This is a genomic window from Roseomonas sp. USHLN139, from assembly GCF_037145735.1.
GTDB lineage: Bacteria > Pseudomonadota > Alphaproteobacteria > Acetobacterales > Acetobacteraceae > Pseudoroseomonas.
Genome location: NZ_JBBCWY010000006.1, coordinates 21,857 through 38,996, shown reverse-complemented (window position 1 = coordinate 38,996; position 17,140 = coordinate 21,857). Strand labels below are relative to the sequence as shown.

14 protein-coding genes are annotated in these 17,140 nt (G+C 74.1%); 3 read left to right on the top strand and 11 right to left on the bottom strand.

Annotated elements, in window-relative coordinates; genetic code table 11:
- The first annotated feature begins 2 nt into the window (after positions 1-2).
- Positions 3-818: an arsenical resistance protein ArsH gene (gene arsH / locus WFI16_RS16900; protein ID WP_419899009.1), complete on the top strand. Its 816-nt coding sequence runs from the start codon at positions 3-5 to the stop codon at positions 816-818.
- Here the strand turns inward: arsH and WFI16_RS16895 are convergent.
- Both WFI16_RS16895 and WFI16_RS16890 read right to left on the bottom strand, forming a co-directional pair.
- A complete protein-coding gene (locus tag WFI16_RS16895) occupies positions 757-2,010 on the bottom strand; it encodes an MFS transporter (RefSeq protein WP_419899008.1) in 1,254 nt (417 codons plus the stop codon). The two genes, arsH and WFI16_RS16895, sit on opposite strands and share 62 nt — an antisense overlap.
- A gap of 16 nt (positions 2,011-2,026) precedes the next feature.
- A complete protein-coding gene (locus tag WFI16_RS16890; RefSeq protein ID WP_419899007.1) occupies positions 2,027-2,449 on the bottom strand; it encodes a PadR family transcriptional regulator in 423 nt (140 codons plus the stop codon).
- 225 nt (positions 2,450-2,674) lie between these two features.
- Between WFI16_RS16890 and WFI16_RS16885 the strand changes: the two genes are divergently transcribed.
- The gene (locus WFI16_RS16885; protein ID WP_419899006.1) at positions 2,675-4,813 is read left to right on the top strand and encodes a PAS domain S-box protein; all 2,139 of its coding nucleotides are present in this window, start codon (positions 2,675-2,677) and stop codon (positions 4,811-4,813) included.
- 5 nt (positions 4,814-4,818) lie between these two features.
- On the opposite strand, the gene modC is transcribed toward WFI16_RS16885, so the two are convergent.
- The 3 genes from modC to modA are packed head-to-tail and all read right to left on the bottom strand — an operon-like array spanning position 4,819 to position 7,481.
- Entirely contained in the window at positions 4,819-5,937 is a 1,119-nt protein-coding gene (modC, locus tag WFI16_RS16880) for a molybdenum ABC transporter ATP-binding protein (RefSeq protein WP_419899005.1), read from the bottom strand.
- On the bottom strand, positions 5,937-6,653 hold the full coding sequence (gene modB / locus WFI16_RS16875; RefSeq protein ID WP_419899004.1) for a molybdate ABC transporter permease subunit: 717 nt from the start codon (positions 6,651-6,653) through the stop codon (positions 5,937-5,939). The genes modC and modB overlap by 1 nt, the downstream gene beginning before the upstream one ends.
- 18 nt (positions 6,654-6,671) lie before the next feature.
- Positions 6,672-7,481: a molybdate ABC transporter substrate-binding protein gene (modA, locus tag WFI16_RS16870; protein ID WP_419899003.1), complete on the bottom strand. Its 810-nt coding sequence runs from the start codon at positions 7,479-7,481 to the stop codon at positions 6,672-6,674.
- Positions 7,482-7,632: 151 nt separating this feature from the next.
- Between modA and WFI16_RS16865 the strand changes: the two genes are divergently transcribed.
- Positions 7,633-8,511, top strand: coding sequence for a Suppressor of fused protein (SUFU) (locus WFI16_RS16865; protein ID WP_419899002.1), 879 nt, complete (start codon positions 7,633-7,635; stop codon positions 8,509-8,511).
- Positions 8,512-8,552: 41 nt separating this feature from the next.
- Here the strand turns inward: WFI16_RS16865 and WFI16_RS16860 are convergent, their stop codons facing one another.
- The 6 genes from WFI16_RS16860 to putA all read right to left on the bottom strand — a co-directional run bounded on the left by WFI16_RS16860 (position 8,553) and on the right by putA (position 17,066).
- Positions 8,553-8,996, bottom strand: coding sequence for a MucR family transcriptional regulator (locus WFI16_RS16860; RefSeq protein WP_419899001.1), 444 nt, complete (start codon positions 8,994-8,996; stop codon positions 8,553-8,555).
- Between the two features lie 118 nt (positions 8,997-9,114).
- Positions 9,115-9,801, bottom strand: coding sequence for a CBS domain-containing protein (locus tag WFI16_RS16855; protein WP_419899000.1), 687 nt, complete (start codon positions 9,799-9,801; stop codon positions 9,115-9,117).
- A gap of 112 nt (positions 9,802-9,913) precedes the next feature.
- Positions 9,914-11,233 (bottom strand): leucine-rich repeat-containing protein kinase family protein, encoded by a 1,320-nt coding sequence (locus WFI16_RS16850; RefSeq protein ID WP_419898999.1) that lies wholly within the window; start codon positions 11,231-11,233, stop codon positions 9,914-9,916.
- 51 nt (positions 11,234-11,284) lie between these two features.
- Positions 11,285-11,776, bottom strand: a complete 492-nt coding sequence (locus tag WFI16_RS16845) for a peptide deformylase (RefSeq protein ID WP_419898998.1) — start codon at positions 11,774-11,776, stop codon at positions 11,285-11,287.
- A 24-nt stretch (positions 11,777-11,800) separates the two neighbouring features.
- A complete protein-coding gene (locus tag WFI16_RS16840; RefSeq protein WP_419898997.1) occupies positions 11,801-13,387 on the bottom strand; it encodes an ABC transporter substrate-binding protein in 1,587 nt (528 codons plus the stop codon).
- A gap of 64 nt (positions 13,388-13,451) precedes the next feature.
- Positions 13,452-17,066 carry a trifunctional transcriptional regulator/proline dehydrogenase/L-glutamate gamma-semialdehyde dehydrogenase gene (gene putA, locus WFI16_RS16835; protein ID WP_419898996.1) on the bottom strand — a complete coding sequence of 1,205 codons (3,615 nt, stop codon included), beginning with the start codon at positions 17,064-17,066 and terminating at the stop codon, positions 13,452-13,454.
- Positions 17,067-17,140: the final 74 nt, after the last annotated feature.

The following is a 17,140-nucleotide window of genomic DNA, read 5'->3' as shown; positions in this document are numbered from 1 at the left end:
CGATGCGCGCCGAGCCCGATCCCTCGCTGCCCCAGCTGGCCGCCGACCACCTGCCGCTTCCCGACCCCGCCCGCCTCGGCCCCGGCGGCGCCACGCACCCGCCGCGCATCCTGCTGCTCTACGGCTCGCTGCGCGAGCGCTCCTACAGCCGTTTCCTGACGCTGGAGGCCGAGCGCATCCTGCGCCATCTCGGCGCCGAGACGCGGGTCTTCGATCCGCGCGACCTGCCGCTCGCGGACAGCGTGCCGGACGGGCATCCCCGCGTCGCCGCGCTGCGCGAGGCGTCGCTGTGGTCCGAGGGGCAGGTCTGGTGCAGCCCGGAGCGGCACGGCGCCGTCACCGGCATCCTGAAGAACCAGATCGACTGGCTGCCGCTGGAGAGCCGCGGGCTGCGGCCGACCCAGGGGCGCACCCTGGCGGTGATGCAGGTCTCCGGCGGCTCGCAGAGCTTCAACGCGGTCAATACCCTGCGCCTGCTCGGCCGCTGGATGCGGATGATCACCATCCCCAACCAGTCCTCGGTGCCCCGGGCCTATGAACAGTTCGACGCGGCGGGGCGCATGCTGCCGGGCCCGCTCTATGACCGCGTGGTCGATGTCATGGAGGAGCTGGTGAAGTTCACCCTGCTGACGCGGGGCGTCGCCGGCCAGCTGACCGACCGCTACAGCGAGCGCAAGGAGCGGGCGGAAGGCCAGGCGCGGGCGGACCTGGCCAGCCTGTCCGGCGCCGTCGCCCCACCCGTGGCCAGTCCCGTAACTACCCCGTCGCCCGGCCCCGGCGCGCCGCCGGCAGCAGGGCCGCCACCAGCAGGATGTTGAGCAGGGCGCCGCCGCCCAGCACGCCCAGCGTGGCGGCGGCGCCGAGCCCGTCCAGCAGCCAGGCGCCCAGGAAGGGCGAGGCCGCCTGGGCGATGAGGGTCGGCATGGCGATGCGCCCCATCAGCACCGCGTAGCCCTCGCGGCCGAACAGGGCGAGGGGCACCGTGCCGCGGGCGATGGAGCGGATGCCGCTGCCCATGCCGTAGAGGACGATGCCGGCGGCGGCGACGCCCGGCGCCACCAGCCCGGCGGCGGCCAGCATCCCGAGGCCGGCCGCCACCAGCACGGTCGAGGCAAGCAGGCTCCAGATCGGATGCGCCCGCTGGCCGAAGACCATTTCCAGCAGCCGCGCGCCGACCTGGGCGGGGCCGATCAGCGTGCCCAGCGCCACCGCCATGGCCAGCGGCAGCCCCTGCGACTGCAGCAGGGTCAGCAGGTGGACCGAGACCACGGTCATGATTACCGCCGCCAGGGTGAAGCCGGCCGCCAGCAGCAGGAAGGCGCTGCCCGGGCCGGGCTGCCGCCGGCTCCGCGGCGCGGCGGCCTGCGGCGCCGGCGCGGGCCTGGCCGCCTCGCGCGGGATGCCGGCCAGGTAGAGCGGCAGCACCACCGCCAGGTGGATCGCCGCATAGCTCAGGCAGGCGCCGCGCCAGCCGAGATGCTCGACCAGGAAGGCGCTCAGCGGCCAGCAGACGGTGCTGGCGAAGCCGCCGAACAGGGTGACATGGGTAATCGCCGGCCGCGCCTGCTCGCCATAGAGCCGGCCCAGCGTCGAGAAGGCGGGATCGTAGAGCCCGGCGCCCATCGCCAGCCCGAGCACCACCCAGGCCAGCACGAAGACCGGCAGGCTCGGCGCCAGGCCGAGCAGCAGCAGGCCGGCGCAGAGCAGGGCGGCGCTGGCGGCCAGCACCGGCCGGCCGCCGCGCCGGTCGATGAGGTGGCCGATGCGCGGCGAGACCAGGCCGGAGACCAGCATGCCGAGGGAGAGGGCGCCCATGATCCAGGTCAGCGGCCAGCCGGTATCCGCGGCGATCGGCCCGGCGAGGACGGCCAGCAGGTAGTAGGAGGAGCCCCAGGCCAGGATCTGGCCGATACCGATGGCCGAGACCACCCGCAGCCGGCGTGGCGGCGCCGCGGCGGGGCCGCCGGTCATCGCCCGGCCGCCCGGACAGGGCCGCGCCAGGCGCAGCATCGGGGCGCGGCGCCGCTCAGCATCCGCAGGCCCCGCCTGCGCGGCCGCGGGCGGCGGCGCTGCGGTCGGTCTCGGCCAGGGTGGCGGTCGCTTCCATCCAGGCGGCCAGGCCGGTCCGGAAGGCCTCGCGGCCCTTGTCGGTCAGCGTATAGACCTTGCGCTCCCGGCCGGAGACGATCTCGGCGGCGCCGGTGACGTAGCCGCCCTGCTCGAATTCGCGCAGCGTCGGATAGAGGGCGCCCTCCGAGGGCGAGCAGCAGCCGCGGGTGGTGCGCTCCACGGCGCGGGCGATGTCGTAGCCATGCGCCGGCCCGTCATGCAGCACCTGGAGGACGAAGAACCGGCTGAGCGCCATCTTGATGGTCCCCGCCCAATAGGCGCGGTCGGTGAGGTCCGGCGCGGGACGCGGCAGGGCGGCAGGGGCGGCCTCGCGGGACATGCCGCCAGGCTATGCCTTGGGGGGCGATGCATCAAGACGGTTCCGCATCGCCCGCCGCCCTTCATGGGAGACACGGAACAGGAAATGAGACGATCCCCCGGGAAACTTGCGCCGTGGTGAGTCGCTTGATCATATGATATTCGTATCTTCCTATCGAGCCGAGGGCAGGGGTTCTCTCTCCCGCAGGGCGCACGGTGCACGCTCAGCGGAGAGCGAAGGGCTGAAATGCCAGACAGTGCGGATCAGCCGGAGCGCCAGCCGACCAGCCGCCTCCGCCTCAGCCTGAGAACCTGTCTCGGCCTGCTCGCCGCCGCCGCCCTGCTGCCGGCGCTGACGGTCGGCGCCGCCTCGCTGAAGACGGCGCTGGACGGCCAGCGCACCGCTTTCGAGGTCGGCCTGCGCAGCAATGCGCGCACCCTGGCGCTGGCGCTGGACGCCGAGATCGCCTCGCATGTCTCGATCCTGACCGGCCTGGCCACCTCGCGGCGGATGGATGCGGAGGCGACCGAGGCCGACATCGTCGAATTCAGCCAGCGCGCCAAGGAACTGGCCGATTCCCTGGGAACCTGGCTGCGGGTGATCGGCCCGCCGCCCGAGTTCCGGACGCTGGCCCATACCGGCGTGCCGGCGGGGACGCCGATGGGCCGCGGGCTGCGGCTGCCCGAGGCCGACGCGCCGCTGCCGCGCGTCTTCGCCACCGGCCGGCCGGCGGTCGGCGGCTTCGCCCAGGGCAGCATGCTGCGCCGCCCGACCGGCGCCATCTTCGCGCCGGTGATGCGGAACGGCCAGGTCATCCGCGCGCTCGGCATGGGGCTCGAGCCGGATCGCCTCTCCACCCTGCTGACCGCGCAGGCGCGCGGCGGCTCCTTCGCCACGGTGATCGACAGCCGCAACATCATCGTCGCCCGCTCGCGCGACTACGACCGGGTGGCCGGGCAGGAGATCTCGCCCTGGATCGCGGCGGGCACGGCGGGGCAGCAGACCGGCCTGCTGCGCGGCACCAACCGGCTGGAGGAGGAGGTGATCATCGCCTTCCACCGCCTCGCCAGCGCGCCCGGCTGGATGGTCGTCGTCGGCGAGCCGCTCGCCGCCCAGCAGGAGGCGGTGTGGCGGCCGACGCGCGCCCTGCTCTATGGCGGGCTGGCGGCGCTCGGCCTGGCGCTGCTAACCACCTATGGCATCGGCCGCTTCATCCTGCGGCCGGTGCGCGACCTGACCCGGCAGGCGGAGGCGATCGCCACCAGCGGCGGCGAGCGGGTCGGCGAGAGCGGCCGCCCCTCCGGCGTGGCCGAGTTCGAGCGCCTGCGCGCGGCGGCGCAGCAGGCCCATGCGGCGCTCCGCGCGCGGCTCGCCGACATCGCGCTGGGCGAGGCCCGGCTGCGCGCCGTCCTCGACACCGCCGCCGACGCCATCGTGGTGATCGACGAGGCGGGCACGGTCCTCTCGCTCAACCGCGCCGCCGAGGCGATCTTCGGCTATGCGGAGGGGGAGATGGCCGGGCAGGCGGCCGCCGCCCTCTTCGCCGGCGACCAGGACGTCCTGCGGCAGGCCGGCGACCCGGCCGGGGAGGCCGGCGGCCGCCGCGAGGTGGTCGGGCAGCGCCGGGATGGCACCCTCTTCCCGCTCGAGCTGGCGGTCGCGGCCTGGCAGGGCGCCGACGGGCGGCGCGGCCTGACCGCCACCATGCGCGACATCACCGCGCGCAAATGGACCGAGGAGCAGCAGCGCCTGCTGGTGCGCGAGGTCGACCACCGGGCGAAGAACGCCCTGGCCGTGGTGCAGTCGATCCTGCGCCTCACCCCGGCCGGCGAGCCGGCGCTGTTCCGCGCCGCCGTCGAGCAGCGGGTCGCCGCCCTGGCCCGTACCCACAGCCTGCTGGCGCAGCATGGCTGGGCGGCGACCGAGCTGCGCGACCTGCTGGCGGTCGAGCTGTCGCCGCACCGGCCGGCCGAGGGCCTGGCCGTCCAGTTCGAGGGGCCGTCGGTGATGATCGCCGCCCGGGCGGGCCAGCCGGTCGCCATCCTGGTGCACGAGCTGGCGACCAATGCGGCGAAATACGGCGCGCTCTCCGTGCCGGGCGGCCGCGTCGCGGTGACCTGGCGGATCGACGCCGCCGCGCCGCGGCCGAGCCTGCTGCTGCGCTGGGCGGAGAGCGGCGGCCCGCCGGCCGGCGTGCCGTCGCGGCAGGGCTTCGGCTCGCGGGTGATCGCCGCCACCGCGCGCCGGCAGCTCGGCGGGTCGGTGGCCTGGCACTGGGAGCCGGGCGGCCTGGTCGTCGACATCGTCCTGCCGCTCGCCGCCGTGCTGAACGAGGCCGAGCCGGCCCGCAGCCCGGAGCCGTCCGGCAGCGCGCTCCGCTCCTGAAACGGTCAGCCGGCGCCGCGCGCCGCCGCGCTGCCTTCCGCGCTCCCGGCCGCGACGAAGGCGACGGCCTTGATCAGCGCCCAGACCGGCAGGCCGGGGACCAGGCCGAGCCGCGCCACCGCCTCCACCGTCACCCGGCTCAGCAGCGTGCTCTCTCCGACCGCCAGCCGCAGCAGGACGTCCTGCGCGCCGCCGGGCTCGATCGCCTGCAGCCGGGCGGGCAGCACGTTCTGCACCGAGATCCCCTGCGGCGCCACGGTGGCGACGGCGATGTCGCGCGCCTGCAGGCGCAGCCGCACCATCTCGCCGGGCGCCGGTTGGGGTGCCGCCTGGGGCACCAGCAGGCTGCCGCCGGCGAAATCCAGCCGCGTCAGCCCGCCCGGCGCCGGCCCGGCGACGCGGCAGGACAGCACCACGCCGGCATCCTGCCGCCCGGCCAGCAGGGGCAGGTCGGTGCGCGCCGACAGCGCCTCCAGCGGCCCGGCCGCCAGCACGCGGCCGGCCTGCATCAGCACCAGCGTGTCGGCCAGGCGGTCGACCTCGTCCAGCGCATGGGTGACGTAGAGCAGCGGGATGCGCAGCCGGTGCCGCAGCCGCGCCAGATAGGGCAGCAGCTCGGCCTTGCGCGCGGCGTCGAGCGCCGCCAGCGGCTCGTCCATCAGCAGCAGCGCCGGGCGCGCCAGCAGGGCGCGGCCGAGCGCCACGCGCTGCTTCTCGCCGCCCGACAGCGCCGCCGGCCGGCGGCCGAGCAGCGCGCCGATGCCGAGGAGGGCGACCACCTCCTCGAAATCCGGGCCCTCGGCCCCGCGCGGCGCGCGGCGCAGCCCGAAGCGCAGGTTGCCCTCGACCGAGAGATGCGGGAACAGCCGCGAATCCTGGAAGACCACGCCGCAGCGCCGCCGCTCGGGCGGCACGGCGATGCGGGCCGCGGCATCGAACAGCGCGACGCCGTCCAGCGCGATGCGGCCGTGATCGGGCCGCAGCAGCCCGGCGATGGCGGCCAGCACGGTCGACTTGCCGCAGCCCGAGGGGCCGAAGATCGCGGTGACGCCGGGGGTCGGCGCGGTGAAGGCGGCGTCCAGCGCGAAGCCGGGGAAGCGGTGGCGCAGCGCGACCTCCAGCATCAGCCGCGCTCGCGCCCGAGCAGGCGCTGCATCCGGCGCGACACCAGCTCGGCCAGCAGCAGCCCGCCGACCGCCAGCGCGAAGGAGACGGCGGCCAGCCGCGCCGCCGTCGCCTCGCCGCCCGGCGTCTGCGTGGCGGCATAGATCGCCAGCGGCAGGGTCTGGGTCTCGCCGGGGATGTTGGAGGCGAAGGTGATCACCGCGCCGAACTCGCCGAGCCCGGCGGCGAAGGCGGTGATCGCCCCGGAGAGAATGCCCGGCGAGATCAGCGGCAGGGTGATGCTGACGAAGCGGTCGAGCGGCCCGGCGCCGAGGCTGCGGGCGGCCTCCTCCAGCCCCTGGTCGACCGTCTCCAGGCTGAGCCGCACGGCGCGCACGATCAGCGGGAAGGACATCACCGCGGTGGCCAGCGCGGCGCCGCCGGTGGTGAAGACCAGCCGCAGGCCGAACCAGTCGTCGAGCAGGCTGCCGACCGGGCCGCGTACCCCGAAGGTCACCAGCAGCAGCCAGCCGACCACCACCGGCGGCATGACCAGCGGCAGGTGCACCAGCGCATCCAGCAGCGCCCGGCCGGGAAAGCGGCGGCGCGCCAGCAGCCAGGCCACCAGCACCGCCGGCGGCAGGCCGAACACCACCGAGCGCAGCGCGACGCCGAGGCTGAGCCGCACCGCCTGCCACTCCTCGGCCGTCAGCCAGCCGGTCGCGGCCTCGATCATCTCGCGGCCTCGATCATCTCAGGGCGCGCGCCAGGTGAAGCCCAGGCGGCGATAGGTCGCGGCCGCCTCTGGCCCGGTCAGGAAGGCCAGGAAGCCGCGCGCCGCCGGATTTTCGGCGGCGCGCCGGGTCAGGGCGAAGGGATAGGTCACCGGCGGGTGGCTGCCGGCCGGGAAGCTGGCGACCACGCGCACGCCGCGCGAGGCGGCGGCGTCGGTGGCATAGACGATGCCGAGCGGCGCCTCGCCGCGCTCGACCAGCAGCAGGGCGGCGCGGACATTGTCGGCGCGCGCCAGCCGCGGCGCCAGCGCCGGCCACTGCCCCATCCAGGTCAGCGCCGCCTCGGCATAGCGGCCGACCGGCACATGCGCGGGATCGCCGGTGGCCAGCCGCCCGTTGGCGCCGAGCACGGCGGCGAGGTCGGTCGTGCGGTCGAGGGTGATGGCCGGCACCGGGCGGTCGGCCGGGGCGATCAGCACCAGCGCATTGGCCAGCGGGCTGCTGCGGCTCGCCTCGACGATCAGGCCGCGCTGCTGGACATAATCCATCCAGGGCTCGTCGGCCGAGGCGAAGAGATCGGCCGGCGCGCCCTGCTCGATCTGCCGGGCCAGCGCCGAGGAGGCGGCGAAGCTCAGCCGGGGCGCCGGATGGCCCTGAGCGCGCCACTGCTCGGCCAGCGCGCGCAGGGCATCGGTCAGGCTGGCGGCGGCGAAGACCGTCGGACCTTCGGCACCGGCCGGAGGACGGCCCTGGGCGCGCAGCGGCCGGACGCCGGACAGCGCCCCGGCGGCGGCTGCGGCGGCGGCGGCGAGCAGGGGGCGACGGCGCATCGGGCGGGCTCCGCACGTTGTTCCCGATCGGCTATATCGCTGCCACCCGCAGGGCACAAGCGGCTTTGACGGGGCGGGGGCTGGACGGGGACTGGGCGGGCGCGGCCGGATCGGGCATCAGCGAGGCCAGCATGGAGCAAGGAGGCTGCCGGTGGGTCTGCTGACATGGCTGCGGGAAAGGCTTGGGCTGCAGGCGCCGGCCGCGGGTCCGCCCGCCGGCGCCGCGCCGCCCCAGGCGGCGCCCCCCCCGAGCATTCCCCCGGCGATCCCTCCTTCGGCCGCCGCGCCGGCCGAGGCGCCGGTCGCCGCCCCGCTCCGGGAGGAGGCGGATGCCGCCGCCTTCCAGGCCGGCTGCGACCGCCGCCACGCCTTCTGGCAGGCGGTGGGCCAGGTCGAGGACGACGTGCTGACCCCCCTGATCAGCCCATCCTTCACCGGCGGCCCGGCCTGGCCCTCGACGCGCCAGGCCTATCGCGTGGTGCGGCGTGGCCACGCGCTGGTGCTGGCGACCGACGGGCTGTCCGATCCCTTCGACGGGGTCCAGGGCGCCGGCAACGGCTTCGGCCTGGAGCTGTTCCTGGAGACCGGCGACATCGCCGCCGAATTCGCCGGCCTGCCGGGCGATGTCAGCGGCCTCAGCCGCTCCTGGGCCTTCGAGCTGCTGAGCCATGTCGCCGGCACCGTCGCCGGGGCGGGCGGCATCCTGCCCCAGCTGGAGCGGCATGGCGTGCTGTCGATGGAGCTGCCAGGCGTCAGCCGGGCGCGCAGCCTGCCCGACCAGCTGCCGCCGGGCTTCGTCACCGAGGATGACGCGCTGGGCCTGCTGCTCGGCGGGCCGGAACCCGACTTCCCGACACTGATCGCGGACATGCCGCTGTCGCCGGTGCGGATGGTGCCGGTGGTGCTGCTGAAGGCGGCGGAGCTCACCGCGCTGCGCCAGGGCGGCGCCGAGGCGCGCCACCGCCTGGCCGGGCGGCTGGCCGCCAGCACCGGCCATCGCAGCAGCCTGGGCCGCCCGGCGGTGAACTGAGGGAACCCGGGCGGGTGCATCCCGCCCGGGCCCGCGCGGCCTCAGGCGGCGCGGGTGCGGCCGCCGGTGCCCTTGCCGAGGCCGATCTGCTTGGCCAGCGAGGAACGCTTGGCGGCATAGTCCGGCGCCACCATGGGATAGTCGGCCGGCAGGTTCCAGCGCTCACGATACTGCGCCGGGGTCATGCCATAGGCGGTCTGCAGATGCCGCTTCAGCATCTTCAGCTTCTTCCCGTCCTCCAGGCAGACCAGATATTCCGGCATCACCGACTTCTTGATCGGCACCGCCGGCTGCGGCCGCTCGGCGACCTCGGCGACCTCGGCGACGGGCTGCGCCGGGGCGGCGCCGAGCCCGGCCAGGCTGCGATAGACCTGCTCGATCAGCAGCGGGAGCTCGCCCGCCGGGACGGCGTTGTGCCCGGCATGGGCGGCAACGATCTTGGCGGTGAGGGTCAGCAGATCCGTCTGCGTTGCGTCGTCGGGCATGTCTCGGACACCATCGGTGGTGGGGGGAAGCCCGGTCTAGAAGGGGCAGCGCCGTATGTAAATCCGGTGTAAATTTTAACGCCGTCAAACTACTGCGGCGCCCCCCGCTACCGCCGCGTCAGTCGAGAACGAAAGCCGGCCGTGGCGCCAGGTCCAGCTTCACCGCCTTGACCCCCGGAATGCCCTCGGCCAGCACGCGCAGACCCCGCCCGATGGCCTCGCCGCGGCTGAAACCGTGGAAGGTGACCACGCCGCCACTGACATCGACGAAGATCAGCGCGGAATCGGCCCAGGGCTGTTCGGCCATGGCGTCGCGCAGGCGCTGGTGGATCTCGCGGTCGCTGCTGGCCGTCGCCGCCGCCTCGGGCGGGGCCAGCACCGCGCGCATCAGGTCGGCGCGCGACAGGATGCCGACCAGCCGGCCGTCGCGCAGTACCGGCAGCCGCCGCACCTGGCGGGACTCGAGCAGCGCCGCCGCCTCGGCCAGGCTGGCCTGCTCGGTGGTGTGCACCAGCTCGGTCGACATCAGGTCGCGGGCGGTGCGGCCATGCGTGCGGGCATAATGCTCGGCCTGCTGCGTCGCCGAGTCGAGCAGGCGGCGGAACCAGCCGCGCGGCGCCTCGCCCTCGGCCGCCAGGCGCCGGATCAGGTCGCCCTCGGTCACCATGCCGAGCAGCCGGCCCGCCTCGTCCACCACCGGCACGCCGGAGATCCCGCGCTCGGCGAACAGCCGGGCCAGCGTCACCGCCGGGGTGTCCGGCCCCACGGTCATGGCATCGCGGGTCATCACATCGCGAACGAACATCTTTTTCCTCCCTCTCGGCCGGGCGTCGAAGGGCGGTCCCGACGCGGCGACCGGACTGTCATGACATGAAGGAAAGTTAATCCGCCTTGATCTGGATCAAGCCCGCGTCGCCTCACGCTTCCGGGATCTGCGCCAGCACGGCCGCTGCCAGGGGCCGCCGCGCCGGCACCGGCTTCAGGCAGGCCGCCGCCAGCCCGCCCAGGGGCGCTTCCAGTGCCGGGCAGGCGGCGACCAGCTCCTGCAGCAGGATGCCCAGCGCCCGGCTCTCCAGCCCCGCCAGGCCGGGCCGGCCGGCCGGCAGGAAGCTGGCGGCACCGAAATCGGAGAGCACCGCCGCGCCGCGCGCCCCGTCCCAGAGCAGGTTGTGCGCGTAGAAATCGCCATGCAGCAGGCCGCGCCCGTGCAGATGCGCCGCGGCCGCGGCGGCGGCGCGGGCCAGATGCAGCCCGGCCTCGGGGGCGAGCCACTGTCCCTGCGGCCAGACGTCGCGCGTGCAGCTGGCGAGCGAAGGCGGCGCAGCCAGCGCCTGCCAGCCCGCCGGCAGGCGCGGCATGACCAGCCCGGCCCGCTGCTGCGGATGCCCCTCGATGCGGCCCAGCGCGCCGGTCAGCTGCGGATGCGCGCCGGCCGCCAGGCAGGCGGCCATCTCGCGCTCCGGTAGGCCGTCGCTGGTCATGGCGCCCTTGAACAGCTTCAGGGCAACCGGGTGCTCGCCGCCGCCGGGCTGCCGCCAGTCCGCGGCGAAGACCTCGCCGGAGGCGCCCTCGCCGAGCAGCGGGCCGGGCCGCAGCGCCGCCCAGGGGATCACCGGCGCCACCGGCGCCGGCCCGCCCGCCTCGAAGGGATTGCCCGACCAGCCGAGCCAGGCGAGCGCCGGCATCGCCTCCAGCCAGCCGGGCAGGTCCTCGAGAGCATTGGCGGCGAGGCGCAGCAGCTCGAGCCGCGCCGCGCCGGCCAGGCTGTCCGGCAGCGCCCGCAGCCGGTTGCCGGCCAGCAGCAGCTTCTGCAGGCCGCCGCGCTCGCCCAGCGCGGCGGGCAAGGCGGCCAGGGCATTGTCGGTCAGGGTCAGCCAGCGCAGGCCGGCGGGCAGCGCCTCGGCGGGCACCTCCGCCATGCCGCAGCCGCGCGCGCCGATCTGGCCGAGCGCCGGGCAGTCGCCCAGCACCGGCGGCAGCCGCCGCAGCGGATTGCCGGAGAGGAAGACCGCGTTGAGCCGCAGGAGCCGCGCGCACTCCGCCGGCAGATCGGTCAGCCGGTTGCCGCTGAGATCGAGAACCTCAAGACTGGGGGCGAGGGCGAGGACCTCCGGCGGCAGCTGCGCCAGGCCGAGCCCGGGCAGCCGCAGCACGCGGAGCCCCGCCAGTTGCCCGGCGCGCAGCGCGGCGAGGCGGTCGGCCGGGGCGAGGCCGGCGGCGGCGGTATCGGCATCCATGCGGCCCTTCTCCGCCGCGGCCACCGCCCTGGCAAGCCCGCCGGGTCGCGCTCAGCCGAGCTTCTGGAACTTCCTGACCAGCCGGTCGCGCTTCAGCCGCGACAGGCGCTGCGTCCAGAAGATCCCATCGAGCTGGTCGATCTCGTGCTGGTGGCAGATGGCATGCAGGCCTTCCGACGCTTCCTCGGCGGGCGTGCCGTCGAGCTGCTGATAGGCGACGCGCACCGCCGCCGCGCGCTCCACCGTCTCGCTGACGCCGGGCATGCAGACGCTGCCCTCGGGATGGGTGATACGCATTTCGGAGGCCCAGAGCAGCCGTGGATTGGCGTAGAAGCGGGGGCCCTCCCAGCCCTCCAGCTCCAGCACCACCAGCCGCAGCGGGATGCCGAGATGGCCGGCGGTCAGGCCGATGCCCGGCGCCGCGCGCATGGTCTCCAGGAGGTCCTGCGCCAGGAGGGCGAGCGCCTCGTCGAAGCGCTCGACGGGGGCGGCCGGCTGGCGCAGGCGCGGATCGGGGAAGCGGAGCAGCGGGCGGAGGGTCATCGGCCCGCTTCTACGCGGCGCCGCTCAGGCGAGGAAGACGTCGTCGAAGCTGGCATGCACCCCGGTGCCGAGCTGCACCGTGTTGTGCAGCCGCTTGTCGGTGACCGTCGGATAGTTCACCTCGACCACCCAGAGCAGCGGCATGTCCTCCACCAGGATCTTCTGCACGTCGCTGAAGGCGGTGCGACGCTCGGCCTCCGTCGCCGCGGTGCGCGCCCTGGCGAAGAGCTCGTCCACCTTCGGGTTGGCGTAGCCCGCCGTGTTCGTGAACAGGATCTTCTGGATATTGGAAGACACGTAGGAACGTTCGACGCCCAGCGTCGGGTCGCCATACTGGTAGAGCACGTTCGACGTCGCCTCGTAGTCCCAATTGGCGATGCGCGAGGCCCAGGTGCCGGCATCGGTCGATTCCAGCGTCACCTCGAAGCCGATCTGCCGCATCGCCTGGCGGAAATACTCGCCCATGCGGGTCCAGATCTCGCCATAGGGCGGGATGACGTATTTGAAGGCGCCGCGCACGCCCTGGCCATTGGCCTTCACCCCGGCCTCGTCCAGCAGGGCGCGCGCCTTGGCGACATCGAAGGGCGCAAGCTTGGCACTGGCATCGTGGAAGCGGGTGGTGGAGGCGACCGGGCCGGTGGCGGCTTTGCCCAGGCCGAACCACAGCCGGTTGACGATGAAGTTGCGGTCCAGCGCCATCGACATCGCCTGGCGCACGCGACGGTCGTCGAAGGGCTTCACCCGGTGGTTCAGCTCGAACCAGAAGAGCGGCGAAAAATATTCCCAGCCCTTGGTGGTGACGTTCAGGTTGGGCGCCTGGCGCAGCGCCGGGATGTCGAAGGGCTCGATGTCGGTGGCCGTGGTCATCTGCACCTGGCCGCTCTCGATCGCCAGCCGCCGGCTCTGCCCGTCCGGGATGACGCGCCAGAGGATGCCGTCCAGATAGGGCTGCTGCGGCTTCCAGTAGTCGGCGAAGCGCTCCATCTTGATGAAGTTGCCGCGCTGCCACTCGACGAAACGGAAGGGACCGGTGCCGATTGGCCGCGCATTGGCCGGGTTGGCGCGGATATCGCCGCCTTCATAGACATGCTTGGCGACGATCGGCAGCGCCGTCGCGTCGAAGCATAGAAGAAACGGTTGAAACGCCTGCTTCAGCACGAAGCGCACGGTCAGCGGATCGGGCGCTGTCGCCTCGGCGATGCCGGCGATCACGCCGCGCAGGCGGGGCGCGATCTCGCGGTTGAACTGCATCACCGAGTAGATGACATCGTCGGCGGTGAAGGGGCGGCCGTCATGCCACTTCACGTTCTCCTGCAGGCGGAAGACATATTCGAGACCGTCCGGGCTGACGGTCCAGCTTTTCGCCAGCTCCGGCTGCGGCTCCAATGTCGGAGAAAATTTCAGCAGCCCCTGGGTGATCTTGCTGCCGCAGATCAGCGTCGGCGTCTGGTTGTTGACGCCGATCTGCAGGATCGGCGGCTCGGGGTTCAGGATGACGTTCAGCGTGCCGCCCCGCTTCGGCTGCACCCCCTGGGCCAGCGCCTCGCTGGCGGAGAGCAGCAGGGGCGCCGTGCCCATGGCCCCGAGCAGATGGCGGCGTGTGATGGTCATCCTGGCCTCTCCAACGCTGATGCAGCGGAGAGGCTAGGATGAAACCGCCCTGGCGGGGAAGCGGCTACAGGCTCATCAGGCTGGCATTGCCGCCGGCGGCGGCGGTGTTGGTGCTGGTGGCGCGCTCGGTCATCAGCAGCTCGGCCGGGTAGAGCCCGCCCTCGCGCAGCGCCAGCAGCGGCCGGATCGGGCCGGGTTCCTTGGCCAGGGACGCGTTGAGCGCCTGCAGCGTGGCAGCATCGCCCTCGAACAGCACCGCATCCGGCGGCGATCCGGCGGGCGCCAGCAGCGCGGCGAGCGCCGGCGGCAGCGCGCGCGGCGGGGCGCCATCGGGGGCGTAGCGGTTGCCGGTGGCAAGACAGGCCGCGAATTGCAGCCAGAAGCCCTCGGCGGTGGCGCTGACGCCGCGCACCGTGCCGCGCGGCGCCAGGCTGTATTCGTTGAGCTCGCCGACCGGCCCGTCCAGCACCAGCCGCAGCCCCGGGCGGGCCAGCGCGGCCTGGGCGGCGGCGCGGGCGGCGATTGCGGGCTGCTCGGCGCGCAGCCAGTCCAGGAGCTGGGTCACGGCGGCCGGCAGCGGGGTCGGCGGCAGTGGCGGCGGCGCCGGGTGCGACGCCATCAGCCGGCGCAGGTAGAGCGGCCCGCCCGCCTTCGGCCCGGTGCCGGACAGGCCATGCCCGCCGAAGGGCTGCACGCCGACCACCGCGCCGATCAGGTTGCGGTTGACATAGACATTGCCGGCGCCCGAGGCGGCGACCAGGGCAGCGATGCCATGGTCGATGCGCGAATGCACGCCGAAGGTCAGGCCATAGCCGGTGCCGTTGATGGCGCGCAGCAGCGCCGCCTCGGTGCCGCGGCGATAGCGCAGCACATGCAGCACCGGCCCGAACACTTCCCGCTGGAGATCATCGACCGAGGCGATCTCGATCAGGGTCGGCGGGACGAAATGGCCCTTCGCGCAGGCCGCCGGCAGTTCCACCGCATGCACGGCGCGGCCCTTGGCGCGCATCGCCTCGACATGCTCGCCGATGCCCCTGGCGGCCTCGGCGGTGATCACCGGGCCGATATCGACCGACAGCCGGTCGGGGCAACCGAGAGAAAGCTCGGCCATGGCACCGCGCAGCATGGCGAGCACGCGGTCGGCCACCTCCTCCTGCAGGCAGAGCAGGCGCAGCGCCGAGCAGCGCTGCCCGGCGCTGTCGAAGGCCGAGGCGATGACATCGCCCACCACCTGCTCGGCCAGCGCCGAGGAATCGACGACCAGCGCATTCTGCCCGCCGGTCTCGGCGATCAGCGGCACCGGCGCGCCGGTCGCGCCGAGGCGCTGCGACAGGGTGGCCTGGATCAGCCGCGCCACCTCGGTGGAGCCGGTGAACATCACCCCCTGCACCCGTGCATCGGCGACCAGCGCGGCGCCGACCTCGCCCTGGCCGGGCAGCAGCTGCAGCGCGGCGCGCGGGATGCCGGCGGCGTGGAACAGGGCGACGGCGGCGGCGGCGATCAGCGGCACTTCCTCGGCCGGCTTGGCCAGCACCGGATTGCCGGCGGCCAGCGCCGCCGCCACCTGGCCGGTGAAGATGGCCAGCGGAAAGTTCCAGGGCGAAATGCAGGCGATGGGGCCAAGCGGCGCGTGCTCGGCCGTGAAGCCGCGCGCCTGGGCGGCGTAGTAGCGCAGGAAATCGATGGCCTCGCGCACCTCGCCCACCGCATTGGGCAGCGACTTGCCGGCCTCGCGCACGATCGGGCCGAGCAGGGCCGGCAGTTGCTGCTGCATCAGATCGGCGGTGCGGTCGAGCAGCGCGGCGCGCTCCCCCGGCGGCACGGCGGCCCAGGCGGGTGCGAAGCGGGCGGCGGCGGAGAGCGCCGCCTCGACCGAGGCGGTCCCGGCCTCGCGCGCCTCGCCGACGATGTCGTCCTGGTCGGCAGGGTTCCTCACCAGGAAGGGCGCGGCGTCCTCGGCCACATCCTCGGCCAGCATCGGCGCCGCCGTGGAGCGGGCAGGGGCCGCCGTCAGGGTGGCGGCGAGGCCGGCCAGCACCTGCTCATCCGCCAGGTCCAGCCCGGCCGAGTTGCGGCGCGACGCGCCGAACAGGGCGGGCGGGGCCGCGATGCCGTCATGCGGCCGGCCGGGCGGGGTCAGCGCCGCGGCCTCGGCGACCGGATCGGCGGTCAGCGCCGCGACGGGCACGTCCGGATCGTTGATCCGGTTGACGAAGGAGGAATTGGCGCCGTTCTCCAGCAGTCGCCGCACCAGATAGGCCAGCAGCGTCTCATGCGTGCCGACGGGGGCGTAGATGCGGCAGGGGCGGTCGAGCCTCTCGGGGCCGACGACCTCCTCGTAGAGCGGCTCGCCCATGCCGTGCAGGCACTGGAACTCGTACTGGCCGGGCTGCCAGGCGGCCGGGTCGGCCATCTGGTGGATCGCCGCCAGGGTGCGCGCATTGTGCGTCGCGAATTGCGGGAAGACCGCGTCGGGCGCCGCCAGCAGCTTCCGCGCGCAGGCCAGGTAGGAGACGTCGGTGTGGATCTTCCGCGTGAAGACCGGGAAGCTTTCCAACCCGTCGAGCTGGGCGCGCTTGATCTCGCTGTCCCAATAGGCGCCCTTGACCAGGCGGACCATCATCCGCCGGCGGGTGCGGCGCGCCAGCTCGATGACGAAATCCACCACGAAAGGCGCGCGGCGCTGATAGGCCTGGATGACGAAGCCGAGCCCGTCCCAGCCGGCCAGCCGCGGGTCGGAGGCCAGCGCCTCCAGCAGGTCGAGCGACAGCTCCAGCCGGTCGGCCTCCTCGGCGTCGATGTTCAGCCCGATATCGTGGCGGCGGGCCAGCAGGGCGAGGGAGGCGACGCGCGGCAGCAGCTCGGCCATGACGCGCGCATGCTGGGCGCGGGCATAGCGCGGATGCAGCGCCGAGAGCTTGATGGAGATGCCCGGCCCCGCCTGGATGCCGCGCCCGGCCGAGGCGGCGCCGATCGCCGCGATCGCCGTCTCGTAGTCCTTCAGGTAGCGGGCGGCATCCGCCGCGGTGACCGCCGCCTCGCCCAGCATGTCGTAGGAATAGCGGAAGCCCTTCTGCTCCATGGCTTTCGCCCGGGACAGCGCCTCCTCGATGGTCTGGCCGGTGACGAATTGCTGGCCCATCAGCCGCATCGCCATGTCGACGCCGCGGCGGATCACCGGCGCCCCGGCGCGGCCGATCAGCCGGGTCAGCGCCGCGCCCAGCCCCGCCTCGGTGTCCGGCACGGCGAGGCGCCCGGTGACCACCAGCCCCCAGGTCGCCGCATTGACGAAGAGGGACGACGCCTGGCCGAGATGCGCGCCCCAGTCGCCGCCGCCGATCTTGTCGCGGATCAGCGCGTCGCGGGTGGCGGCATCAGGGATGCGCAGCAGCGCCTCCGCCAGGCACATCAGCGCGACGCCTTCCTGGCTGGAGAGCGAGAATTCCTGCACCAGCGCCTCGACGCCGCGGCCGGGCGGCTTCCGCCGCAGCGCGGTGACCAGCTGCTCGGCCAGCGCCGTCGCCGCCGCATCCTGCGCCGGCGCCAGCCGGGCGGCGGCGAGCAGCGGCGGCAGGCATTCGGTTTCCGGGCGACGGAAGGCCGCGGTGATGGCGGCGCGCAACGGCGGTTGCGGCAGCAGCTCGGCAGCCAGGGGGGCAAAGGGTGCGGCGTCGCGCATGGCGCGGGATCCTCGGCAAACGAAGGAAAAACCTAGCGAGGCATCGGGCGGATCAGTATCGGTTGATTTGGCGG